This is a genomic window from Streptomyces sp. NPDC088350 (genome assembly GCF_044753545.1).
Classification (GTDB): Bacteria; Actinomycetota; Actinomycetes; order Streptomycetales; family Streptomycetaceae; genus Streptomyces.
Map to the genome: position 1 here is coordinate 77,302 of NZ_JBIVNL010000004.1, position 22,562 is coordinate 99,863.

Here is a 22,562-nt window from a genome sequence, read left to right on the forward strand (position 1 = left end):
GGATGGGTTTCGAATTGCGGGCTCCGGTCCTGAGCGGCGCGTTGGTGCGCCTGGAGCCGCTCGGTCACCGGCACGCGGCCGATCTGGCGGTGGCGGCGGAGGAGAACCGGGGTTCGTACGCGTTCACCTGGGTGCCGAGGGCGGACGAGGTGGAGGCCTATATCGACGCCCAGTTGGCCCGCGCGGCTACCGGCATGCTCGCACCGTACGCCCAGGTGTCGACGGCGACCGGGAGGGCGGTCGGCGCCACGGCCTACTGGGAGCCGCGTTCCTGGCTGACGGACGACCAACTCGACGCCGTCGAGGTCGGGTTCACCTGGCTGGCCGGTTCGGCGCAGGGTACGGGTATCAATGCCGAGGCCAAACTCCTGCTGTTCCGGCACGCGTTCGAGGAGTGGCACGTGTCCCGCGTCGACCTCAAGACGGACGCCCGCAACGACCGCTCCCGCGCCGCGATCCAGAGCGTCGGCGCCCGCTTCGAGGGCGTCCTGCGCAACTGGTCCCGGTCCTGGGCACCGGGCGAGGACGGCCGGTTGCGGGACTCCGCGATCTACTCGGTCACGGCGGCGGAGTGGGCGGCGTGCAGGGCGGGGCTGGAGGCGCGGGTGGGTCGGTACAACTCGCGCGCGGACAGCTTGAGTTGATCGCATACCGCACCCAGCACCGGATCGCCCTCCGCACCCGCCCGCACGGCCGCGAAGACGTTGCGTGCGGGCGCCGTACCCTCGGTCGCCAGGAGCGCCAACTGCCGGTGCGCGTACAGCGGTTGGACCAGCCGGGGGATCAACGCGACGCCCTGGCCCGCCTCGACCAGCGCCGCCAGCGCACCCCAGTCGTTCACCGCGTGCCGGATGTCCGGGGTGAAACCGGCCGCCGCGCACACCGACCGGGCCACCGCGCCGCAGCAGCTCCGGGCGTCCCCGATGATCCAGGCGTCGGTGGCCAGTTCGCGCAGGGACACCCGGGAGCGGCCGGCGAGCGGGTGGTCGGGCGGTACGGCCAGGTCCAGGACGTCCGTCAGCAGGTCGGTCCGGCGGTAGCGGGTGTCCGTGTGGGGCGGCGCCGCCGCGAAGTCCACCGCCACCGCGAGATCCAGCTGCCCGCCGTCCAACGCCGTGAACAGATCCGGCGGTTCCGCCTCGACGACGTCCACGCGGACGTGCGGGAGACGCTCGGCCAGCGCCCGCAGCGCACCCGGGAGCAGACCCAGGATGCCGCTGGAGAAACAGCCGATCCGCACCGCACCCCGGCCGCCCTCCCCGTACGCCGCCAAGTCGGCGCGGGCCCGCTCCAGTTGGGCGGCGATGACATCGGCGTGGGCGAGCAGCACCCGCGCCTGACCGGTCAGCCGTACGCCCCGCCCCTCGCGCTCGGTCAGCGGGACCCCCGCCTCCCGGGCCAGCGCCGCGATCTGCTGCGACACCGCCGAGGGCGTCAGATGCAGGGCCTCCGCCGTCCGCGCCAGGCTGCCCCGGCGCTGGAGTTCGCGCAGGACGGCGAGGCGACGCAGGTCGACTGTGAAGGTCTCGCTTACCTGTTCCACAGGGAAAGATTAACTGGACCGACAGATCCAGGAGCGGCGAGTATCACCCTCATGACCGCCTACCTCATCCTCCACGGCTGGCAGAACCACCGCCCGCGAGGCCACTGGCAGCACTGGCTCGCCGACCGGCTCCGCGCCCTGGGCCACGAGGTCGCCTACCCCCAGCTGCCGGACCCCGACGACCCCGACCTGGAGGTGTGGCTCACGGAACTGCGCCACTACCTGGATCCTGATGTGTCGCGGGTCGTCGTCGCGCACAGCGCCTCCGTGCTGCTGTGGCTGCACGCCGTCGCCCGCGGGGTGGTCCGGGACGGTGACGCGGACCGGGTGCTGCTGGTCGCACCGCCGTCCGCCTCCGTCGTCGTACGCCATCCGGAGATCGCCGAATTCGCGCCGCCCGCCCCGGAGTTGACGCTCCCCGGGAGCACCCGGCTGGTCGCCGGCGACGACGACCCGTACTGCCCGGAAGGCGCCAGGACCGTCTTCGGCGAACCGTTCGGCATCCCCACCGAGATCATCCCGGGGGCGGGCCACCTCGACCTGGACGCGGGTTACGGTTCCTGGCCGGCGGTGCTGGAGTGGTGCCTGGACGGGACGGCGGGGCTCACGGCTCGTCCGGTGTGACGGCCGTTCCCGTGCGCCGTTCGGGAACACCCGTTCCGGCGCGCAGTTCGGGCGTGCTCGCGCCCACGCCCGCCACCGCGAGCACGCACAGCAGACCCCGGTGAACAGGGCCGTCGCGCCGGAGGTCCAGCCGGCGGCCAGGCCGCCGCGGAGGTTGCCGAGGTTGGGGCCGGCCCGGCCGACGATCTGTTCGGCGGCCGAGACGCGGCCCAGGAGGGCGTCCGGGGTGTGGGTCTGGATGATCGTGCTGCGGGATACCACCGAGCAGGCGTCGGCCGCACCGGCCAGGGCGAGGCACCCGAATCCCGCCCACGGGCTCGTCATCAGGCCGAAGGCCGCCGGCGCGGCACCCCACGTACCCGCGCCGAGCGGCATCACCGGACCGGGGCGGCCCAGCCGGGTGACGGCGCCGGGGAAGACGGACGCGGTGATCCCGCCGACCGAGACCGCCGAGAGGAACAGGCCCAGGGTGCGCGGATCGCCGCCGAAGCGCTCGGCGTTGATCAGCGGGAAGAGGCTGACCGGCATCGCCAGGACCATGGCGGCCAGGTCGGTGAGCAGTGCGCCGCGTACACAGGCCGATCTGCCGCGCCTAACGGTTGAGGTCGAGCACGGGCAGACCTCGGCCTTCGTACGCCTTCGGGGCGACGGTGGCGAGCAGTGCGTCCGCGCCCCACGCGGGAAGATGCCGGACAGCATGGATGGCGGCGGCGATCCCCGGCGGAACACCATCGCGGCGCAGCTGGGTGACGGCCAGCATCGCCGGGTAGTCGAGGTCGAGGGTGTGGATGACGTCGAGCCGGCCGATGTGCTCGGCGATCCCCAGGTGCTCGGCGTCTGCTTCGAGAATCGACAGGACGGGGGCCCAGAGGCGGGTCTCGGGCTCGAAGTGCGCCCGGTGGATCAGCGCGGACACCTGACGATTGCCGGACAGCGCGAGGATCGTGGGCGTGTCCAGTACGAGGTGGTGCTGGATCACGCGACCATGCCCTGCTCGCGGGAGAGGGCGTCACGCAGTTTGCGGCCCATCGCCGCGCTCTCCTCCTCCGTCACCTCGACCCCGAAGTGCTCGGCCAGGTAGGCGCGCGTCCGCTCGGCCCGTTCACGCCGCTCCTCATCCGTGAGCGTGGTCTCCGCGAACTCCTGGACAAGGGAGCGGATCGACGTACCCCGGGACTCGGCGATGACAGCAAGGCGGTCCCGTACCTCAGCAGGCACGCGAATCATGGCATCAGACATGAGGGTGAGTATACGTTGGCGTATACGCGCAGGCAGGTGCTGTGCCGAGATCCCAGGCCGGGGAGTGGCGTCACGCCGAGTCGTTGAGCAGCCGCGCAAGATGACGCCGACCGGCGCCCAGCAGCTCGGACAGCGGGGCCGCGGCCTCGTACCACCGCTTCTCGTACTCCCAGCACAGCCAGCCGTCCCACCCGTGCCGGGACAGCACCTCGACGCACTCGGCGAGCGGGAGGACACCGGCCCCGAGCGGCAGCGGCGTGGTGTCCTCGGTCGACGCGATGTCCTTGACCTGGACGTATCCGAGATACGGCCCGAGCGCGGCGAACGTCTCCGACGGCTGCTCCCCGCCCAGCCAGGTGTGCATCACGTCCCACAGGGCCCCCACCTGCCGGTGCCCGACCGGCCCGAGCACGCGCAGCGCGTCCGCCCCGGTCCGATGCGAGTCGTGCGTCTCCAGCAGGACCCGTACGCCGAGATCCGCACCCCACTCCGCCGCGGTACCCAGCCGCCGCGCGGCGATCGCGTCGGCCTCCCCGACGGGCTGCTCGGTGCCGCCGCCGGGGAAGACCCGCACGAAGGGCGCGCCCAAGTCCCGTGCCAGCTCCAGGAGTTCACGGATCTCCGCGAGTACGACGTCGTCGTCGCCCGGCGCGGCCACGCGCGGGTACCCGGCGAGGCCCAGGACTTCGACGCCGGCCGCCTTGAACTCGGCGGCCACGTCGGCCCGTTGGGCGGCGTCGATGCCGGGGTGCACGGGCTCCTCGGGATGCGCGCGCAACTCCACGCCGTGGTAGCCGTGCGTGACGGCGAGGTGCAGCACGTCGGCGACGGGGAGCCCGGGGACACCGAGGGTGGAGAAGGCGAACTTCATGGACGCGACCCTACTCGTCACTCACCGCTTCCGTGCAGGTCGAGACGCCAGTCCTGGCCGACGAGATCCTGGCCGAAGGAGCGGTGCGGCTTCTCGGCGACGAGGACGAACCCGTGCCGCTGGTAGATACGGCGGGCGGCGCCGAGCACGTCGTTCGTCCACAGCACGAGGTCGCGATAACCGACACCGCGCGCGAACTCGACGACCGCCGACACCAGCCGGTCCCCGATCCGCAGCCCCCGCGCGTCGGGCTCGACGAGCAGCAGCCGCAGCCGCGCGGTCCCCGGCGCCTCGTCCCGCACACACATCACACACCCCACCGCCCGCCCGTCCAGCTCGGCGATCCACACCCGCTCCAGATGCGGATCGTGGTCCTCGGCGAAATCGGCGACGATCCGCGCCACGAGCCCTTCGTAGTCGGCGTTGAAGTCGTACTCGGCGGCGTACAGCGCCGCGTTCCGCTGCACGATCCACCCGAGGTCACCGGCCCCCGGCTCCCGCAGCACGACATCCTCGGGCCGGGTGTGCGGGGGCCCGTCCGACAGGATGGTCCGTACGGTGTGCAGCGCCTCGGAGAGCCGTAGCCGGTCGGCGTCCGGCACGGTCGCGAGCAGCGCCCCGACGGATTCGTCCGCCCGCTCGGCCAACAGGTCGGCGGTCTCCCGCCCGCGCACGGTCAGCGTGACCTGCCGCCGCCGCGGATCCCGCTCCGAGGGCGCCCGCTCGATCAGCCCGTCCTGCTCGAACCGGTTCAGGATCCGGCTCAAGTACCCGGCGTCCAGCGACAGTTCGGACCGGAGGTCGGCCGCGTCCGTACGAGGGGAGTGCGCGAGTTCGTACAGCACGCGCGACTCGGTCAGGGTGAAGGGGGCGTAGAGGTGGCGGCTGTAGTCGAGGGCGCCGATGACGTTCGTGTAGAAGCGGTTGAAGGCACGGATGTCCTGGACGGTCATGATCGATCCCCGGTGCTCGCTCAGGGTAGTTGACTCAGTCAGAGGTATTGCGGTTCTGACGGTAGGCCCTCCGGGGTGTCCAAGGCAACGGTCGGTCACTCAACCTCGCCGAGAGGCGCCCTCGGGCCACACGACATCCACGGGTACACCCGCCGCTCGCGCTTCGAGGACGGTGTCGGCGGTGCCGCCGCCCTTTCCGGTGGGGGGTTCGCCGTTCCACACGGCGACGAGGCGGTCGGCGCGTTGGACGAGCACGCTGTTGGCCGCCTCGTAGGCCCGGCGGTCGGCCGTTGCGCGGGGGAGGACGAGGACTTCCCCGGCGGCTTCGACGAGGTGGTCGAAGAGGGCGGCGTGATCGGGCCCGACCTTGTTCCGCCGGTAGTCCCGGGAGGGGATGACGACGGCCAGGCGCCCGCCGGCGGCGAGGACGGCTTCCGCGAAGAGGGAGTCGGCCCCCTCGGCGATACAGGAGACACCCACGAGCCCGCCGTCCTCGGCGTACCGCGTGAGCAGGTCGTCCAGGGCGGCGCGGACCAGAGGGACACTGTCCTCGGTCAGGTCCAGGTGCCCGGTCACCGCGAGGGTCGTCACGGTCTCCTCCTTCTCCTTGAAACTCGGCCCACCTCAACACCCCCGGACCCGCCCGCAGTTACTTCCGCGGCACCCCCGAAGACCCCCGGACCATCAACTCCCCCCGAACCGTGGCGATCCCACCCGGCGGCGGCTCCTCCCGCCCCATCGCGATCCGCCCCGCCCGGGCCCCCGCCTCCGACAACGGCAACCGCACCGTCGTAAGAGAAGGCACCGCGTCCACGCTGAACGGCAGATCGTCGAACCCGGCGACCGAGACGTCCTCCGGGATCCGCAGCCCCGACTCCCGCAGCGCGGCGCACGCGCCCACCGCGACGGAGTCGTTCGCCGCGACCACGGCGGTCAGCGACGGATCGCGCCGCAGCAGCTCCAGCGTGGCCTCGTAGCCCGACCGCCGGTCGTACCGCCCGTGCACGGTCCACCGGGGATCCTCGTCGATCCCGTGCGCGGCCAGCGCCTCGCGGTGGCCCTCCAGCCGGTGCCGGGTGGTCGTGCGTTCCTCCGGGCCCGCGATGTAGCCGAGCCGGCGGTGGCCGAGGCCGATCAGGTGCTCGGTCAGCTCCCGGCCGCCCCCGCGGTTGTCGAACGTCAGCGCGAACGCCCCCGTGTCCGGCGCCGGCGGCCGTCCGCACAGGACCACCCGTGTCCCCGCCTCCCCGAGCTTCCGCAGCTTCGCCGCCACGGCGGCCGCGTGCGGGGCGTTCTCCATGGCCCCGCCGGTCAGGACGACGGCCGCCGCCCGCTGCCGTTGCAGCAGGGTCAGGTACGTCAGCTCACGCTCCGGGGAGCCCCCCGTGTTGCACACCACGGCGAGCCGTTCGCCACCCGCGCGCCCGCCCGGCCCCCCGATCTCGGCCTGGATCGCGCTCGCCATGATCCCGAAGAAGGGGTCGGCGATGTCGTTCACCAGGATGCCGACGAGGTCGGAGGTCGCCGCCGCGAGCGCGCTCGCGGGGCCGTTGAGGACGTAGTCGAGCTCGTCGACCGCCCGCAGCACCCGCTCCCGTGTGGTCGCCGCGACCGGGTAGTTGCCGTTCAGTACGCGCGACACCGTCGCGGGGGAGACCTGGGCGCGGGCCGCCACGTCCGCCAGGGTCACCGTCATGTCGTTCGTCCTCCGGTCGCGCATCTTGTCGTACGACGTTGTACATAGGCTGCATAGGCTGCTCAAAGGAAGCCCCCGTCCGAGCAGACGATAAGGCCATCTACCCCAGCCGTTCGCCCCCTCGAACAACTCGACCCCATCACGGTCTTGTACAGACCAGTGGGCAAAGGCTAGCTTCTGCATATATAGAAAGCGCTTGCTGCAATCGTGGGACATGCGCGGAGACGCATGCGGACGAAGGGAAACACGTGACACGCAAGACAGTGCGTATCGCCATGAACGGCGTGACGGGGCGCATGGGATACCGACAGCACCTCGTCCGCTCGATCCTCGCACTGCGCGAGCAGGGTGGTCTAGACCTCGGCGACGGAACCGTGCTGTGGCCGGAACCGATCCTCGTCGGCCGCCGCGAGCACGCGCTGAAGGCGCTCGCCGAGCAGCACGGGCTGGACCCGGCGAACGTCTCCACGGACGTCGACGCGGTCCTCGCCGACCCGACCGTCGAGATCTACTTCGACGCCCAGGTCACCTCGGCCCGCGAGGAGGCGCTCAAGAAGGCGATCGCGGCGGGCAAGCACATCTACACCGAGAAGCCGACCGCGACCGGACTCGACGGCGCCCTGGAACTGGCCCGTCTCGCCGACGCGGCCGGCATCAAGCACGGCGTCGTCCAGGACAAGCTGTTCCTCCCCGGCCTGCTCAAGCTCAAGCGGCTCATCGACGGCGGCTTCTTCGGCCGGATCCTGTCCATCCGCGGCGAGTTCGGCTACTGGGTCTTCGAGGGCGACTGGCAGAGTGCCCAGCGCCCGTCGTGGAACTACCGCGCGGAGGACGGCGGCGGCATCGTCGTCGACATGTTCCCGCACTGGGAGTACGTCCTCCACGAGCTGTTCGGCCGCGTCAAGTCCGTCCAGGCCATCGCCACCACCCACATCCCGCAGCGCTGGGACGAGAACGGCAAGCCCTACGACGCCACCGCCGACGACTCCGCCTATGGCATCTTCGAGCTGGACAGCGGCGCCATCGCCCAGATCAACTCCTCCTGGGCCGTCCGCGTCAACCGCGACGAACTCGTCGAGTTCCAGGTGGACGGGACAGAAGGCTCCGCCGTCGCCGGTCTGCGCAACTGCCGTGCCCAGCACCGCAGTTCCACCCCCAAGCCGGTCTGGAACCCCGACATCCCCGTCACCGAGGTCTTCCGCGACCAGTGGCAGGAGGTCCCCGACAACGCCGAGTTCGACAACGGCTTCAAGGCGCAGTGGGAGCTGTTCCTGCGCCACGTCTACGCCGGCGCCCCCTACCACTGGGACCTCCTGGCCGGCGCCCGCGGCGTCCAGCTCGCCGAGCTGGGCCTGAAGTCGTCCGCCGAGGGCCGCCGCCTCGACGTCCCGGAGATCGCGCTGTGACCATCCAACTCCCCGACTCCAAGGGCGGGTTGCGGGCCTACGAACCCCGCCCCGAACCCTTCGCCGTCACCTCCGGCACCCCCTTCACCTCGCGTACGGTGTTCTCGGCGGCCCATGTCGTCGCCGACCCGTTCGCCGACACGAGCCCCGACTCGCCCGCCGCCGTCGACTGGGACGCCACCCTCGCCTTCCGCCGCCACCTGTGGTCGCACGGGCTCGGTGTCGCCGAGGCGATGGACACCGCGCAGCGCGGGATGGGCCTGGACTGGGCGGGCGCGGCCGAGCTGATCCGCCGAAGTGCCGCCGAGGCCAAGGCCGTTGGCGGCCGGATCGCCTGCGGTGTCGGCACCGACCAGATCACCGGCGGCACCCTGGCCGACGTGCGGGCCGCGTACGAGGAGCAGTTGGCCCTCGTCGAGGAGTCCGGCGCGCAGGCCATCCTGATGGCGTCCCGCGCGCTCGCGGCCGTCGCGAAGGGGCCCGAGGACTACCTGGAGGTCTACGGCCACCTCCTGCGCCAGTCCGCCGAACCCGTCGTCCTGCACTGGCTCGGCCCGATGTTCGACCCGGCCCTGGAGGGCTACTGGGGCTCGTCCGACCTGGACGCGGCCACCGACACGTTCCTCGAAGTCATCGCGGCCCACCCCGACAAGGTGGACGGCATCAAGGTGTCGCTCCTGGAGGCTCAGCGGGAGATCGACATCCGGCGCCGGCTGCCGAAGGGCGTCCGCTGCTACACCGGCGACGACTTCAACTACCCCGAGCTGATCGCGGGCGACGACCAGGGCTTCAGCCACGCCCTGCTCGGCATCTTCGACCCGCTGGGCCCGCTGGCGGCCGAGGCGGTCCGCGTCCTGGACACCGGGAACACGGCCGGATTCCGTGAACTCCTCGACCCCACCGTCGAGTTGTCCCGCCACCTCTTCCAGACCCCCACCCGCTTCTACAAGACGGGCGTGGTCCTCCTGGCCTGGCTGGCCGGCCACCAGTCCCACTTCACCATGGTCGGCGGCCTTCAATCGGCCCGCTCCCTCCCGCACTTCGCCCGCGCCTACGAACTCGCCGACGGCCTGGGCCTGTTCCCCGGCCCGAAGCTCGCGGAGGAACGGATGAAGAACCTGCTCGCCCTGTACGGAGTGACCCAGTGAGCGATCCCGGCCTGTCCCGCTTCTCCATCAACCAGATGACGGTGAAGCAGCTGAGCATGCCCGAACTGGTCGACGCCTGCCTGGAGTTGGGTGTCCCCGGGGTGGGCCTGTGGCGCGAGCCCGTCCAGTCGTACGGCCTGGAGGAGACCGCGAAGCTGGTCCGCGACGCGGGCCTCACGGTGACAACGTTGTGCAGGGGCGGCTTCTTCACGGCGATCGACCCGGACGAACGCGTCCGTGCCCTGGACGACAACCGCCGGGCCGTCGACGAGGCGGCCACCCTCGGCACGGACACCCTCGTGCTCGTGTCGGGCGGTCTGCCGGCCGGCTCCAGGGACCTGCACGGCGCACGGGAGCGGATCGCCGACGCGCTGGGCGAGCTGGGGCCCTACGCCGAGGAGCGGGGCGTACGGCTGGCCATCGAGCCCTTGCACCCCATGTACGCCTCCGACCGCTGCGTGGTCTCCACGCTCGCCCAGGCCCTCGACCTGGCCGAGCGCTTCCCCGCGCAGCAGGTCGGCGTGACGGTGGACACGTACCACATCTGGTGGGACGACCGGGCGCCCGAGCAGATCTCTCGGGCGGGCGCGGGCGGCCGTATCCACACCTTCCAGCTCGCCGACTGGACCACCCCGCTGCCGGAGGGCGTGCTCAACGGCCGCGGGCAGATCGGGGACGGCTCGATCGACATGCGGGAGTGGAAGGCGTACGTCGAGGCCGCCGGATACACCGGCCCCATCGAGGTCGAGCTGTTCAACGACGCGCTGTGGGCACGGGACGGGCGCGAGGTGCTGGCGGAGACGGCGGCGCGGTTCGTGGAACACGTGACCCGGTAGCGGGTCCGTGGCCTGCCTGCTTCCTGCACAGACGGGCAGGCCACGGCCCTAAGATCGGGTGCCACACCCGAACGAACGGACGCCATCGCCCATGTACGTCAGCCGGATCATCGTGAGGGACATCAAGTTCTTCCACGGTCCACGCGAGGTCGACCTCACCCTGACCCGCCCCGACGGCAGTCACGCCGGGTGGACGGTGCTCGCCGGGCGCAACGGATCGGGCAAGACGACGCTGCTGCGGGCCATGGCGCTGGCGCTCAGCGGGCCGGGGGTGGCCCGCAGTCTGGTGCCGCAGTTCGAGAACTGGGTGACGGAAGAGCATACGGCGGGCCAGGTCGAGGTCCAGATCCACCGGGACGCGCAGCACGACCGGTTCTCGCAGGGCCGCCCGCCCGCTGGTGACTTCTGGGCCGGGCTTCGCTGGAAGACGCCCCGCGACGGCGCGGCAGGCAGGGTTCCGGTCCGCCGGGGTGTGCAGCCCGGGCTCGACGAGATCCCGTACACCAAGGCGAAGACGGGTATCGCCCGCCGTGGTCCGTGGGCGGACAACCCGGCGGGATGGTTCTCTGCGGCCTACGGGCCGTTCCGTCGGATGGCCGGTGGCTCGGGCGAGGTGCAGCGGCTGATGCTGGCGTCAGGGCCTGTGGCCAGGCACACGAGTCTGTTCCACGAGGATGCCTCACTTGCCGAAGGCGTCGCCTGGCTGATCGAGCAGCATCTGCGCGCACTGGAAGGCAGAGGGGGCGCCCAGGGGCTGAAGGCCTTCGCGCTGGCGCTGCTCAGAGACGGACTGTTGCCGGACGAGTACCGGATCGACGACGTCGACTCCGAGGGCCTGTGGGTCGAGCGGCACGACAGCCGCTTCCCCCTGCGGGAGATGAGCGACGGGTTCCGTACGGTGGTGGCGCTCGTCGTCGACATCCTCAAGCAGCTGCACGACGTGTTCGGCGACGACCTGTGGGAGTCCGGTCCCTGGGAGGCCAAAGGCGAGTCGATCGCGCTGATGACACCCGGAGTAGTCATCATCGACGAGATCGACGCCCATCTGCACGTCTCCTGGCAGCGTCGGATCGGCCCCTGGCTGACCGCTCATTTCCCCCGCATCCAGTTCATCGTCACGACGCACAGCCCGTACATCTGCCAGGCCGCCGACCCCGGCGGCCTGATCCGGCTGCCGGGCGTGGACGAGGCGCGCCCGCCCGAGGTCATCGATCCGGACCTGTACGACCGGGTGGTGTACGGAAGCGGTGACGACGCCGTACTTTCCGACCTCTTCGGTCTCGACACGCCCTACTCCGAGCGGGCCGAGCAGGTGAGGGCCGAGTTCGTGGGGCTGGAGGCGGAGGTCTACGACGGGGCCTCGTCGCGGGAGTTGCTCGCCCGCTACCGGGAGCTCAAGGAACTGCTTGCGAGTTCGCCGTCGGCCCGGCTGGACGAGATGAGTGCGCACCTCCACCGGATCGCGGAGGAGATCACCGAGGACCCGAAGGGCGAAGCGGAGTGATCCGGCTTCGGCGTGCTGTCCTGGCGCCGGGTACGACGGAGCTGCTGAGGAGCTACACCGACGACATCCGGCAGCGGGCTACGCACGAGGAACGCAAGGCCAGGGCGAAGGCACTTTGGGAGAATCGCCGACAGGTCCGCCCCGCACTCCTCGCGGGGCTTGCGGAGATGGCTCCCGGCCACGAACGCTGCATGTACTGCGGTGACAGCCAGGGCACCGACATCGATCACTTCGAGCCGAAGAGCCTCGCTCCGCTGCTTACCTTCGACTGGCTCAACCATCTGCTTGCCTGCTCGTCCTGCAACAGCATTCAGAAGGGGAACCGCTTTCCCCTCGCGGCGGACGGCAGCCCCCTGCTCGTGGACCCGACCGCGGAGGATCCCCTGGATCACCTCCGACTGGTGCTCCCGGTCGGAACGTACCGAGGCCTGACCGACCGGGGACAGGCCTGTATCGAGGTGTTCGGTCTCAACACCAGGTCGGTCCTGGTCAAGGGACGCATGGATGCCTACCTGATGGCCCAGGGTTCGATCGAGCTGTGGCGCACAGCCATGGACAGGGGGCAACGTGACAAGGCGACGGAGATCGTCCGGGTCGCCTGGAACCACCCGCTCATCGATGTACTGGTCGCGATGTTCCACCAGTCCGGCCATCCGGCGGCCGATGCCCTGTTCGTGGGGGAGGAGGAGACCCTTGACCTCCTCCGCGATTCCGAATTGCGGACTGCGTTCCTGCACTACCGGGGCCTCAGTTACTGACACGCCCGTCCCGCACGGCCTCGACGAACGCGGCCCGGCCGCCCGTGGAGAAGACCAGCGCCGGGCCGGTGACGGCCTTGCTGTCGCGGACGGGCACATCACCCGGTGAGGACGGAAGAGTCGAGGATGGTGTGCTCGGCGGACGTCTCCCCCATTTCCGGTGGAAACCGGCCGCAAGTCGCCGCAGCCTCAACTCCTCGCCCACACGGAAGTCCTCCTCGCGGAGAGCCACCTTCACACAGCTCCTTTATATACATGCAGATCACGGCCCGCGCGGTGCGCGCAATTCCTGTGACCGACCTGTTGATTCATCTTTTCCGGGGCCTTCCGGAACCGTGTCTCCGCAGGTCGTGTCTATAGGATCGTGCTCGCCGCGGGGCCGGGGAAAAGCCCGGAAGCGCGGCCTTCCGGGCTTTTTCTCGTATGAGAGAAGCCTGAGAGACGCATAAGAGAAGTAATTCGAGAAACACAACAAGGAGCTCTCTGTGAACGTGCGTATTGCCGCCGTCTCCGTCGTTTCCGCGGCCCTCGTCGCCGTCGGCGCCACCTCCGCCGTCGCCGCGCCCGCCGCGCCGCCGACCCTCACCCTCAAGGCCAACCACACCACCGTGAAGCCCGGCGACGTGGTCACCTTCACCGGCAGGACCGCCGGTCTGAAGGAGGGCAGCAAGGTGACGCTCCAGGTCAAGAGCGGCAGGACCTGGAAGTCCCTGCCCGTGACCGCCAAGGTCGGCCACAGTGCCTACAAGCTGACCGACAAGTTCCAGAAGAAGGGCGTCGAGGTCCTGCGCGTCAAGGACGGCGCCACCGTGTCCAAGCCGGTCTCGGTCACCGTCCGCTGACGCCGGCCGGCCACCGTTCGGCACACCCCTGAGCCCTGCCCCACCCCGTTCGATCCGGGGTGGGGCAGGAGGTCAGGAGTATGCCGTACCGATCCGTCCTACTTTTTCGCCGCCCGCTTCGTCAGCACCGTCAGCACCACCGGGATCAGCATCTCGACGACCCGCGCGACGGTGGCCGGCGGCAGCCCCGTCTTCTTGGCCACCGCGTTCGCCACCGGCTTGGCCGCCTTGGCCAGCACTCCGGCCATGAGTCCGCCGGTCGCGAAACCGCCCAGCGTGACCACGCCCTGGAGGGGAGCCTCCTGAGGCGTCTCGACGGTCGCCGCCTCGCCGGACAGTGCCGAGACCGTCGTACCGACGACCTCTCTGGCGCCCGCCTCGTCCGTCCCCAGCAGGCCCGCGATCTCCTGGACCCTGGCGTCGCCCAGTTCGTCGAGAACGTCGCCCTGGAGGGTCGTAGCAGAGTCTTCGCTCATGCCTGAAACGCTACGTCTGCCCCGTTTTATCGGCACCTGGAAGCCGGCCGGCGGCCGTCCGGAAGCTGTTCTGAAAAATTCTCAAGACGGCGTACAACCCTCCCCGCGGCCCGCGGGTCCTACTTGGCATCGGGACTCTTGGAGGGGGATCTGGGGGGATCTTGAGGGGTCCTGATGTTGGAGGGGAATAGCCGAGGGGGCTTGGTCGACGGACCGGGCCCCCTCGAATGTGAGAATGTGACACATGCCCCCCCGAGTGTCACATTTCTAGAAGAACACCCCGCAGCGCAGCAGCACATTCGCGTACGGCCGCGCCTCCCCGGTGCGTACGACCAGCCGCGCCCCCGCCGACAGCTCCTTGAGCCGCTCGTGGGAGACGAGGTCGAGGTCGGGGAAGCGGGCGTCGAGCAGGGCGGTGGCCGCGCGATTGGCGCCGCGCACCTCGCTCGCCGCCGTCGCCCCCTCCACCACCAGCTCGGCCAGCAGCCCGTCCAGCACCTCCGCGAACGACGGCACCCCGGCCCGGAACGCCAGGTCCACCACGCGGGGACCGGCCGGGATCGGCATACCGGCGTCGCACACCAGCACCCCGTCCCCGTGCCCCAACTCGGCCAGCGCGCCGGAGAGATGACGGTTGAGAATCCCTGCCTTCTTCACAGCGCGGCGACCTCATCGGCCGTGGGGAAGGACTCCTGGGCACCCTTCCGGGTGACGGCCACCGCCCCGACCCGCGCCGCGTAGGCCGCCGCCTCGGCCAGGCCGGAGCCCGTGCCCAACTTCCAGGCCAGCGCGGCGGTGAAGGCATCGCCCGCACCCGTCGTGTCCACGGCATCCACCTTCACGGACGGCACCCGGGTGACCCCCTCCCGCGAGGCCACCAGCGCACCCTCCGCGCCCAGCGTCACGACCACCGAACGCGGCCCCTTCGCCAGCAGGATCCGCGCCCAGTCCTCGGGCCGCTCGCTCACACACGCGTCCCCGAGGATCACCCGCGCCTCGTGCTCGTTGACGATCAACGGGTCGCAGGCCGCCAGCACCTCCGACGGCAGCGGCCGGGGCGGCGACGGGTTCAGCACGAACCGGCTGTCGGGCGCCAGACTCCGTACCACCTCCACGACCGTCTCCAGCGGGATCTCCAGCTGTACGGAGACCACCCGGGAGGCGTGGAAGAGACACGCGGCGGCCTGGATGTCGACGGGGAACAGCTGTCCGTTGGCCCCCGGCGACACCACGATGCTGTTGTCGCCGGACGGGTCCACCGTGATCAGCGCGACCCCGGTCGGGGCACCGCCGACCAGCACGCCCACCGTGTCGACACCGGCGGCCCGCTGCGAGTCCAGCAGCAGCCGGCCGTACGCGTCGTCGCCGACCCGCGCCAGCAGGACCGTACGGGCACCGAGCCGGGCGGCGGCGACCGCCTGGTTGGCGCCCTTGCCGCCGGGGTGGACGGCCAGGTCGGAACCGAGGACCGTCTCGCCGGCGCCCGGCCGCCGCTCGACGCCGATCACGAGGTCGGCGTTGGCCGATCCCACGACCAGGAGGTCGTAGTCATACATCAATTGACTCCCCGTAGTGGTGACTTGGAGTGGTGATCCGGTCGTCGTGGTCAGCCGGTGAAGCCGGCCACGTTGTTCTTGGTGACCACCTTCACCGGCACCTTCACCGTCGTCTCCACCTTCTTGCCCTGAGCCGCGCGCAGCGCGTTGTCCACGGCGATCTTGCCCAACTGGCTCGGCTGCTGTGCCACGGACGCGTACAGCGTGCCCTGCTTGACCGCGGTCAGCCCGTCGGGCGTTCCGTCGAAGCCTACGACCGAGACCGACGTGCCCGCCTTGGAACCGAGCGCCTTGATGGCGCCGAGGGCCATCTCGTCGTTGGCGGCGATGACGCCCTGGACGTCGGGGTGGGCCTGGAGCAGGTTCGCCATCACGTCGAGGCCCTTGGTGCGGTCGAAGTCGGCGGGCTGCTGGGCGAGGACCTGGATGCCGGGGTAGGCCTTCAGCCCCTTGGCGAAGCCCTCCGCGCGCTCGCGCGCCGCCGAAGTACCCGCCTGGCCCTGGAGGATGACGATCTTGCCGGTGCCGCCGAGCTTCTCCGCGACGGTCTTGGCGGCGAGTTCACCACCGGCGATGTTGTCGGAGGCGACGAGTGTGTCCACGGCCGCCTTGTTGACGCCCCGGTCGACGGCGATGACCGGGATCTTCGCCTTGTCGGCGGCCTTCACGGAGTTGCTCGCCGCGTCGGAGTCCACCGGGTTGACGATGATCGCGCCGTACTGGGAACTGGTGAAGTTCTGAAGCTGGTTGGCCTGCTGCGAGGCGTCGTTCTGCGCGTCGGTGACGGTCAGGTCCAGGCCCAGCTTCTTCGCCTCGGCCTGCGCGCCGGCCCGGATCTGCACGAAGAACGGGTTGTTGAGCGTGGAGAGGGACAGACCGAGCTTGGGCTTCGCGCTCGAAGACGATCCGTTGTGCAGGAAGGAGGTCGCGCCCACGACCGCGATGGTGACGACGGCCGCGAGGGCGTACGTCGTCGCCTGCTTGCCCTTGCCGCCACCGCCACCGCCAACACCCGCACCGGTGACGGGAGTCGCGCCCGCCTTGCGCCGCACGGTGTCGAGCAGCACCGCCAGCGCGATGACGACACCGATGACGACCTGCTGCCAAAAGGCGGACACGGAAAGGAGGTTGAGGCCGTTGCGCAGCACCGCCAGGATCAGCGCGCCGATCAGCGTGCCGGACGCCTTGCCGGTGCCGCCCGCGAGGGAGGCGCCGCCGATGACGACCGCGGCGATCGCGTCGAGTTCGTAACCGTCGGCGGCCTGCGGCTGCGCGGAGGAGAGCCGGGAGGCGAGGACGATGCCCGCGGCGGCGGCGAAGACACCGGACAGGGCGTAGATCGCGAGCTTCTGCTGGGAGACGCGCAACCCCGAGAGGCGCGCGGCCTCTTCGTTGCCGCCGATCGCGTACATGGACCGGCCGATGTACGTCCGGCCGAGGACGAAGGCGGCGATGAGCCCCATCACGATCATCACGAGGACCGGCACCGGCAGCCAGCCGCCGAGCGTGTCACCGAGGTGCGAGACCGAGTCGGGGAAGGCGATCGGGGAGCCCTGCGAGATCACCAGCGACAGCCCGCGCGCCACCGACAGCATCGCCAACGTCGCGATGAACGGCGGGAGTTTGCCGTAGGCGATGAGGAAACCGTTGACGAGACCGGCCGCGATACCTGTCGCGATCGCGAGGAGCACGGCGAGGACGACCGGGACGCCGTGCTGGGTGGCGCTCCAGGCGAGCACGGTGGCCGACAGGGCCGCCACCGAACCGACCGACAGGTCGATGCCCGCCGAGACGATCACGAAGGTCACGCCGAAGGCGAGGATGGCGGTCACGGCCGCCTGGACACCGACGTTGAGGAGGTTGTCGGTGGTCAGGAAGTCACCGGACAGCGCCGACATGGCGATGACGAGAACGATGAGCGCGGTCAACGCGCCGTTGTCGAGCAGGAGTCGGCGGAGTCCCGAGGCGCCACTCGCGCCCGTAGTGCTCTTGAGCGTGTCAGTGGCCACGGTGGCCCTCCACAGCGGTAGTTGCTTGAGCGGTAGTCGCTTGGGTCGGTGTGCTGGGTGTGCTGACGGCGAGTGCCATCACGGAGTCCTGCGTGGCCTGTTCGGCGGAGAGTTCGCCCGCGATGCGCCCCTGGGCCATGACGAGCACCCGGTCGCTCATGCCGAGGACCTCGGGCAGATCGCTGGAGATCATGAGCACGGCGGCACCGGCGGCGGTGAGTTCGTTGATCAGCTGATAGATCTCGACCTTGGCGCCGACGTCGATCCCGCGCGTCGGCTCGTCGAGGATCAGCACCTTGGTGTCGGCGAGGAGCCACTTGCCGATGACGACCTTCTGCTGGTTGCCACCGGACAGGGTCCGCACCTGCTGCCCAAGTCCCGCCATCCGTACGCCCAGTTGCTCGGCGATCCGCGCGGCGGCGGCCCGTTGCCCCTTGAGGTCGACGAGCCCACCGCGGGTCGCGGCCCGCATGGTGACGAGCCCGAGGTTCTCCTCCACCGACTGGTCGAGGACGAGCCCCTGCCCCTTGCGGTCCTCGGGCACGAGCCCGATCCCGGCGCCCATGGCCGCGTTGACGTCGTGCCCGCGCAACGCGGAGCCGCCGACCTTCACGGTCCCCTGGTCGTACGGGTCCGCCCCGAAGACAGCCCGTACGACTTCGGTACGACCCGCCCCGACGAGCCCGGCGATACCGACGACCTCACCGGCCCGTACCTCGAAGCTGATGTCGTGGAAGACACCGTCCCGGGTGAGCCCCTCGACGGAGAGCAACGCGGCCCCGGTGTCGGCCCGTTCACGCGGGTACTGCTGCTCGATGGACCGCCCGACCATGAGCCGTACGAGCTCGTCCTCGGGCGTGGAGGCAGGCACCTGGCCGACGGACCGACCGTCTCTGATCACGGTGACGCGGTCGCCAAGGGCGGCGATTTCCTCAAGGTGATGGGTGATGAAGACGATCCCGACGCCGTCGGCGCGCAGTTGGCGCACGATGGCGAAGAGCTTCTCGACCTCTTCGGAGGTGAGGACGGCGGTCGGCTCATCCATGATCAGCACCCGCGCGTCGAGACTCAGCGCCTTGGCGATCTCGACCATCTGGAGCCGCGCGATACCGAGTTCACGCACCCGGGCGCGCGGCGACACCTGCACACCCACCCGCTCCAGCAGAACGGCGGCGTCGGCCTCCATCCGCTTCCGGTCGATCATCCCCAGCCGGCGCGGCTGCCGCCCCAGGAAGATGTTCTCGGCGACCGTCAGATCGGGAACGAGGTTGAACTCCTGGTAGATGGTGGCGATCCCGAGCCGCGCGGAGTCCTGCGCACTGTGGATGCGCACCTCCTCACCACCGGCCAGGATGCGACCGCCGTCGGGGCGGTAGGCGCCGGAGAGCATCTTGATGAGCGTGCTCTTGCCCGCGCCGTTCTCACCGAGCAGCACATGGACCTCGCCCCGGCGCAGATCGAAGTCGACGCCGTCCAGCGCGACGACACCGGGGAAGGTCTTGCGGAGGCCCTCGATGCGCAGCAACTCGTCCTGGTTGCTCACGACTTGCTCCTTCGGACGGTTTGAACAGGTGGAACAGGCGGTTGCGCGGGATCCGGCTGCACGCGGGGTGGACCGGTGTCGTGCCCCGGCGGAACAGGGGACCGCCCGGTATGCGGCTCACCGCACGAGCGGCGCACGACCAGCCGCGCGGGCAGAGTGACGGACTGCGGAGCCCGCCCCTCGATCTGATCGACCAGCGCGCGCACGGCCGCCCGCCCCAACTCGCCCGTGGGCTGGGCGATCGCGGTGATCGGCGGATCGGTGTGCACGAACCAGCGGATGTCGTCGAACGCGGCCAGCGCGAGGTCCTCGGGAACACGAAGCCCACGCGCGCGTACGGCGTCCAGGGCACCCAGGGCCATCAGGTTGTCGGCGGCGAACACCACCTCGGGCGGCTCCGGCAGATCGAGGAACCCCTCGGTGACCCGCCGCCCGCTCTCGGCCTGGAAGTCGCCCTGCCCGATGTACTCGTCGGGAAGAGGAATCCCGTACGCGGCGAGCGCGTCCCGGAAGGCGGCGACGCGCTCACTGCCGGTCGTGGTGGCGGCAGGGCCCGCGATGATGGCGAGCCTGCGATGCCCGAGCCCGTGCAGATGCGCGACGAGATCCCGGATCGCGGCCCGCCCGTCGGCCCGCACGACGGGCACGTCCACGCCCGGGATCCACCGGTCCACGAACACCATCGGCGTGCCGGCGCGCGCGGTGTCCAGCATCCCGGCGGAGCCGCCGTCGGTGGGGGAGAGCAGAAGGCCGTCGATACGGCGGTCCAGCAGGGTCCGTACGTGGTGGTCCTGCAGTTCGGGCCGCTCGTCGGCGTTGCCGATGATCACGCTGTAACCCAGCGCGCGGGCCTCCTCCTCCACGGAGCGGGCCAGCTCGGTGAAGTACGGGTTGAGCACGTCGCTGATGACCAGACCGAGGGTGCGGGTCTGATCGGTGCGCAGTGACCGGGCGACGGCGTTCGGACGGTAGCCCAGCGCCTCTACGGCGGCCAGCACCCGCGTGCGTGCGTCGTCACTGACCGACGGATGGTCGTTCAGCACCCGCGACACCGTGGCCACGGAGACCCCGGCCTCGGCAGCGACGTCCTTGATGCTCGCCATCGCCGCTCCACCTCCTCGTGGAATCGATTACATGGAGGATTGGAATCGATTACATGCGAGTTGACAAGACCTTGAGACCGGATCGTGATGGAGGGGCTCGGGTGAGTGCTGTTCACCGTGATCGAGGGCGTCATGGCCGCCGTGATGGCGGCCGGCGTGGTCCCGTCGCGGGGGATGGCCCTCGCCACGGCCGTGCGCCGCACCCGGTGCGGTTCGGCGGGCTCTTCATCGCCGGGCACATCAGCAAGTCCCTGCTGCTGGCGGCGGTCACAGCCGGTGTCCTGGTCACCGCCGCGACGGCCGTCGGCCTGAAATCCCTGCACTGGTGGCAGGCCCCGGTCCCCGCCTGAAGGGTGTTGCACACGGCCGTGATCCCATCGGGGCACAACCTCTCACAGTGAACTCGGCCCTCCACGTCAGGGCTGATGCGAATTGCCGGCGCCCGCCAGAGGGGACCCGCCCCGCGCAAATGTGACACTTCGGCGCCGAGTGTCACATTTCCGCGCCTTACCCCTTACCCCTTGCCCCTTCCCCCTGGTGGCACCGAGCGTTCCGCGTCCGACCCGTCTCCCCTGCAAACGGCGTCATGGCTCGGGGAGCGGCCGGCCGGGTTCGCACCCGGGTTCCGGTCCGAAGCGCAGGGCGACGCCACTCACCTGACCCGACGGGTGCGCCCGTCGTATCTGTCGCCGGCCCTGGTGATGTGCTCCCCGAACCGTGCGAAGTCCGAACTGGCCTGCCCCGCACGGTAGTTCCAGCGGAACGCCATCTCAAGCCGCGGCAAGCTCGCACCACACGAGCTTCCCCCGGCTGCCGTTCCGGGACAGCGGCTGCCAGCCCCACTGGTCGGCGCAGGCCCGGACCAGCGCGAGGCCGCGGCCGTCCTCGGAGTCGCCGAGTTCCTCCAACGACCTTGGCGGGTCCGGCGGTTCGGGATCGGCGTCCCAGGCTCCGAGCCGTAGGACGCCGTCGGACCAGCGGACTCGCAGGGCGGCAGGCCCCTTCGTGTGCCGTACGGCGTTGGCGACCAGCTCCGTGGCGAGCAACTCGGCGGTGTCCGCCAGCCGGATCAGACCGTGCACCGTGAGGATCAGCCGGAGGGTGCGGCGGCTGACGGTGACGGCACGGAGGTCGTTCGGGACGTAGAGGCAGTACTCCCAGGGCACGGGTGGGTTTTCGGACATGCGTCAACTCCGGTTCGGTGGTGGCAGGTTGGAGATTGCCGACGGTGGCTCTGCCGCGGCCGTCATAGCAGGACGGGGCGGTGCGCTTCCGGGGTCCGGCATTTCCGCACAGTATGCGTCGCATCACTGACGGTAGATCTAAATGTAGAGATACAGCAAGCCGTTCGCGTAGTCTGACCCCCGAACGAGGAGCGCCCGCAGGCGCGTTGAACCGAGGAGCGGGTCGAGAGCTTTGAGGCGCGAACCAACTGCCCGCCAGCTGCGTCTGGCAACCGAACTACGCAGGCTCCGCGAAGCCGCAGGCCTCAGCTCCCGTGAGGCGGCGGCGCTGCTCGGAGTGAGCCCGGCTCAGATCACGCACATCGAGTCCGCTCTCGCGGGAGTGAGCGAGCAGAGGCTTCGGCGCCTCGCATCCCACTACGCCTGCACGGACGCGGAGTTCGTCGACGCTCTGGTCGCGATGGCCACCGATCGGACACGCGGCTGGTGGGAGGAGTACCGAGGCCTGCTGCCCACGTCGTTCCTGGATCTCGCCGAGTTGGAACATCACGCCGCGTTCCTGCGCGACGTGGCGATCCTGTACGTACCGGGACGACTGCAGACGGAGGACTACGCCCGCGCCGTCTTCGGGTCCAGGCTGCCCGAACTCACCTACGAAGAGCTTGACTTGCGTGTCTCTCACCGCGCGGCACGCCAGCAGATCGTCATCCCGCACGAGGTTGTCATTCACGAGGCGGCGCTCCGTATCAGGGTCGGTGACCGCGCCACCGCAAAGGCTCAACTCCGCCGACTGCTTGAGCTTTCCGAAGCGGATCACGTCACCCTGCGTGTCGTTCCCTTTGACCTGGACGGCTTCGCCAAAGCCTCAAGCACGATGACATATGCGGGCGGCCCGTTGCCGAAGCTGGACACAGTGGTCCGTGATGCGCCCCATGGCTCGGTCCTCATCGACTCCGAGGCTCAACTCAATACCTACCGAACAAGTTTCCGTAGAGTGGAGGCCGCGTCGCTCGACCCCGAACGGTCGCGCGGATTCATCCACAAGCTGGAGAAAGAGCTGTGAGGCAACACATGGACAACTGGCGGAAGTCGTCCTACTCCGGCGAGGGCGACGGCAACAGTTGCGTGGAGATCGCGAACACCCCCGCCCACGTATTCGTCCGCGACACGAAAACCCCCTCCAGGGCCACCCTCACCTTCCCCGCCCCCGCCTTCACCCCCTTCATCGAAGCCCTGAAGCAGCACCCCCACCCCTGACCCCCCACCCCCTG

At 70.2% G+C, this 22,562-nt stretch carries 26 protein-coding genes and 1 pseudogene; 11 read left to right on the forward strand and 16 right to left on the reverse strand.

Features of this window, described 5'->3' with window-relative positions; translation table 11 throughout:
* Positions 1-2: 2 nt before the first annotated feature.
* A complete protein-coding gene (locus ACIQBL_RS14205; RefSeq protein WP_401940896.1) occupies positions 3-644 on the forward strand; it encodes a GNAT family N-acetyltransferase in 642 nt (213 codons plus the stop codon).
* On the opposite strand, the gene ACIQBL_RS14210 is transcribed toward ACIQBL_RS14205, so the two are convergent.
* Complete coding sequence (locus ACIQBL_RS14210; protein ID WP_401940898.1) at positions 551-1,543, reverse strand: LysR family transcriptional regulator; 993 nt, start codon at positions 1,541-1,543, stop codon at positions 551-553. The two genes, ACIQBL_RS14205 and ACIQBL_RS14210, sit on opposite strands and share 94 nt — an antisense overlap.
* A 51-nt stretch (positions 1,544-1,594) precedes the next feature.
* Here ACIQBL_RS14210 and ACIQBL_RS14215 point away from each other — a divergent pair, with 51 nt between their 5' ends.
* Positions 1,595-2,167: an RBBP9/YdeN family alpha/beta hydrolase gene (locus ACIQBL_RS14215; protein WP_401940900.1), complete on the forward strand. Its 573-nt coding sequence runs from the start codon at positions 1,595-1,597 to the stop codon at positions 2,165-2,167.
* A 66-nt stretch (positions 2,168-2,233) separates the two neighbouring features.
* On the opposite strand, the pseudogene ACIQBL_RS14220 reads toward ACIQBL_RS14215, so the two are convergent.
* The 7 genes and pseudogenes from ACIQBL_RS14220 to ACIQBL_RS14250 all read right to left on the reverse strand — a co-directional run.
* Positions 2,234-2,866, reverse strand: a pseudogene (locus tag ACIQBL_RS14220) (MFS transporter); the annotation flags it as partial.
* The gene (locus ACIQBL_RS14225; RefSeq protein ID WP_401940902.1) at positions 2,760-3,146 is read right to left on the reverse strand and encodes a hypothetical protein; all 387 of its coding nucleotides are present in this window, start codon (positions 3,144-3,146) and stop codon (positions 2,760-2,762) included. The pseudogene ACIQBL_RS14220 and the gene ACIQBL_RS14225, both read right to left, overlap by 107 nt.
* On the reverse strand, positions 3,143-3,406 hold the full coding sequence (locus tag ACIQBL_RS14230) for a hypothetical protein (protein WP_401940904.1): 264 nt from the start codon (positions 3,404-3,406) through the stop codon (positions 3,143-3,145). Before ACIQBL_RS14230 ends, ACIQBL_RS14225 begins: the two co-directional genes overlap by 4 nt.
* A 70-nt stretch (positions 3,407-3,476) precedes the next feature.
* Positions 3,477-4,277 carry a sugar phosphate isomerase/epimerase family protein gene (locus tag ACIQBL_RS14235; RefSeq protein WP_401940906.1) on the reverse strand — a complete coding sequence of 267 codons (801 nt, stop codon included), beginning with the start codon at positions 4,275-4,277 and terminating at the stop codon, positions 3,477-3,479.
* 17 nt (positions 4,278-4,294) lie between these two features.
* The gene (locus tag ACIQBL_RS14240; protein WP_401940908.1) at positions 4,295-5,230 is read right to left on the reverse strand and encodes a GNAT family N-acetyltransferase; all 936 of its coding nucleotides are present in this window, start codon (positions 5,228-5,230) and stop codon (positions 4,295-4,297) included.
* A 99-nt stretch (positions 5,231-5,329) separates the two neighbouring features.
* A complete protein-coding gene (locus tag ACIQBL_RS14245; RefSeq protein WP_401940911.1) occupies positions 5,330-5,821 on the reverse strand; it encodes a hypothetical protein in 492 nt (163 codons plus the stop codon).
* A 58-nt stretch (positions 5,822-5,879) separates the two neighbouring features.
* Positions 5,880-6,926, reverse strand: coding sequence for a LacI family DNA-binding transcriptional regulator (locus tag ACIQBL_RS14250; protein ID WP_401940912.1), 1,047 nt, complete (start codon positions 6,924-6,926; stop codon positions 5,880-5,882).
* A 248-nt stretch (positions 6,927-7,174) separates the two neighbouring features.
* Between ACIQBL_RS14250 and ACIQBL_RS14255 the strand changes: the two genes are divergently transcribed.
* The 5 genes from ACIQBL_RS14255 (at position 7,175) to ACIQBL_RS14275 (ending at position 12,578) form a co-directional block, all read left to right on the forward strand.
* Positions 7,175-8,332, forward strand: a complete 1,158-nt coding sequence (locus tag ACIQBL_RS14255) for a Gfo/Idh/MocA family protein (protein WP_401940915.1) — start codon at positions 7,175-7,177, stop codon at positions 8,330-8,332.
* On the forward strand, positions 8,329-9,480 hold the full coding sequence (locus tag ACIQBL_RS14260; protein ID WP_401940918.1) for a dihydrodipicolinate synthase family protein: 1,152 nt from the start codon (positions 8,329-8,331) through the stop codon (positions 9,478-9,480). The genes ACIQBL_RS14255 and ACIQBL_RS14260 overlap by 4 nt, the downstream gene beginning before the upstream one ends.
* 35 nt (positions 9,481-9,515) lie before the next feature.
* A complete protein-coding gene (locus tag ACIQBL_RS14265) occupies positions 9,516-10,316 on the forward strand; it encodes a sugar phosphate isomerase/epimerase family protein (RefSeq protein ID WP_401942493.1) in 801 nt (266 codons plus the stop codon).
* 91 nt (positions 10,317-10,407) lie between these two features.
* A complete protein-coding gene (locus ACIQBL_RS14270; RefSeq protein WP_401940921.1) occupies positions 10,408-11,820 on the forward strand; it encodes an AAA family ATPase in 1,413 nt (470 codons plus the stop codon).
* Complete coding sequence (locus ACIQBL_RS14275; RefSeq protein WP_401940923.1) at positions 11,817-12,578, forward strand: HNH endonuclease; 762 nt, start codon at positions 11,817-11,819, stop codon at positions 12,576-12,578. The genes ACIQBL_RS14270 and ACIQBL_RS14275 overlap by 4 nt, the downstream gene beginning before the upstream one ends.
* Here the strand turns inward: ACIQBL_RS14275 and ACIQBL_RS14280 are convergent.
* Positions 12,568-12,810: a DUF397 domain-containing protein gene (locus ACIQBL_RS14280; protein ID WP_401940925.1), complete on the reverse strand. Its 243-nt coding sequence runs from the start codon at positions 12,808-12,810 to the stop codon at positions 12,568-12,570. The genes ACIQBL_RS14275 and ACIQBL_RS14280 overlap by 11 nt on opposite strands.
* A gap of 253 nt (positions 12,811-13,063) precedes the next feature.
* Between ACIQBL_RS14280 and ACIQBL_RS14285 the strand changes: the two genes are divergently transcribed.
* Positions 13,064-13,420 carry a hypothetical protein gene (locus tag ACIQBL_RS14285; RefSeq protein ID WP_401940927.1) on the forward strand — a complete coding sequence of 119 codons (357 nt, stop codon included), beginning with the start codon at positions 13,064-13,066 and terminating at the stop codon, positions 13,418-13,420.
* Between the two features lie 98 nt (positions 13,421-13,518).
* On the opposite strand, the gene ACIQBL_RS14290 is transcribed toward ACIQBL_RS14285, so the two are convergent.
* The 6 genes from ACIQBL_RS14290 to ACIQBL_RS14315 all read right to left on the reverse strand — a co-directional run bounded on the left by ACIQBL_RS14290 (position 13,519) and on the right by ACIQBL_RS14315 (position 20,107).
* On the reverse strand, positions 13,519-13,896 hold the full coding sequence (locus ACIQBL_RS14290; RefSeq protein WP_401940929.1) for a DUF937 domain-containing protein: 378 nt from the start codon (positions 13,894-13,896) through the stop codon (positions 13,519-13,521).
* Between the two features lie 267 nt (positions 13,897-14,163).
* A complete protein-coding gene (gene rbsD / locus ACIQBL_RS14295) occupies positions 14,164-14,553 on the reverse strand; it encodes a D-ribose pyranase (protein WP_401940932.1) in 390 nt (129 codons plus the stop codon).
* A complete protein-coding gene (locus tag ACIQBL_RS14300; RefSeq protein WP_401940934.1) occupies positions 14,550-15,452 on the reverse strand; it encodes a ribokinase in 903 nt (300 codons plus the stop codon). Before ACIQBL_RS14300 ends, rbsD begins: the two co-directional genes overlap by 4 nt.
* Before the next feature lie 50 nt (positions 15,453-15,502).
* Positions 15,503-17,461: a substrate-binding domain-containing protein gene (locus ACIQBL_RS14305; RefSeq protein ID WP_401940936.1), complete on the reverse strand. Its 1,959-nt coding sequence runs from the start codon at positions 17,459-17,461 to the stop codon at positions 15,503-15,505.
* On the reverse strand, positions 17,451-19,004 hold the full coding sequence (locus tag ACIQBL_RS14310; protein ID WP_401940939.1) for a sugar ABC transporter ATP-binding protein: 1,554 nt from the start codon (positions 19,002-19,004) through the stop codon (positions 17,451-17,453). The genes ACIQBL_RS14305 and ACIQBL_RS14310 overlap by 11 nt, the downstream gene beginning before the upstream one ends.
* Positions 19,001-20,107, reverse strand: coding sequence for a LacI family DNA-binding transcriptional regulator (locus tag ACIQBL_RS14315; RefSeq protein WP_401940941.1), 1,107 nt, complete (start codon positions 20,105-20,107; stop codon positions 19,001-19,003). The genes ACIQBL_RS14310 and ACIQBL_RS14315 overlap by 4 nt, the downstream gene beginning before the upstream one ends.
* A gap of 206 nt (positions 20,108-20,313) precedes the next feature.
* Here ACIQBL_RS14315 and ACIQBL_RS14320 point away from each other — a divergent pair, with 206 nt between their 5' ends.
* Positions 20,314-20,457, forward strand: coding sequence for a hypothetical protein (locus ACIQBL_RS14320; RefSeq protein WP_401940943.1), 144 nt, complete (start codon positions 20,314-20,316; stop codon positions 20,455-20,457).
* Between the two features lie 420 nt (positions 20,458-20,877).
* On the opposite strand, the gene ACIQBL_RS14325 is transcribed toward ACIQBL_RS14320, so the two are convergent.
* Positions 20,878-21,291, reverse strand: a complete 414-nt coding sequence (locus ACIQBL_RS14325) for an ATP-binding protein (protein ID WP_401940946.1) — start codon at positions 21,289-21,291, stop codon at positions 20,878-20,880.
* A gap of 232 nt (positions 21,292-21,523) precedes the next feature.
* Between ACIQBL_RS14325 and ACIQBL_RS14330 the strand changes: the two genes are divergently transcribed.
* A complete protein-coding gene (locus ACIQBL_RS14330) occupies positions 21,524-22,354 on the forward strand; it encodes a helix-turn-helix domain-containing protein (protein ID WP_401940949.1) in 831 nt (276 codons plus the stop codon).
* A gap of 8 nt (positions 22,355-22,362) precedes the next feature.
* Complete coding sequence (locus ACIQBL_RS14335) at positions 22,363-22,548, forward strand: DUF397 domain-containing protein (protein WP_401940952.1); 186 nt, start codon at positions 22,363-22,365, stop codon at positions 22,546-22,548.
* Positions 22,549-22,562: the final 14 nt, after the last annotated feature.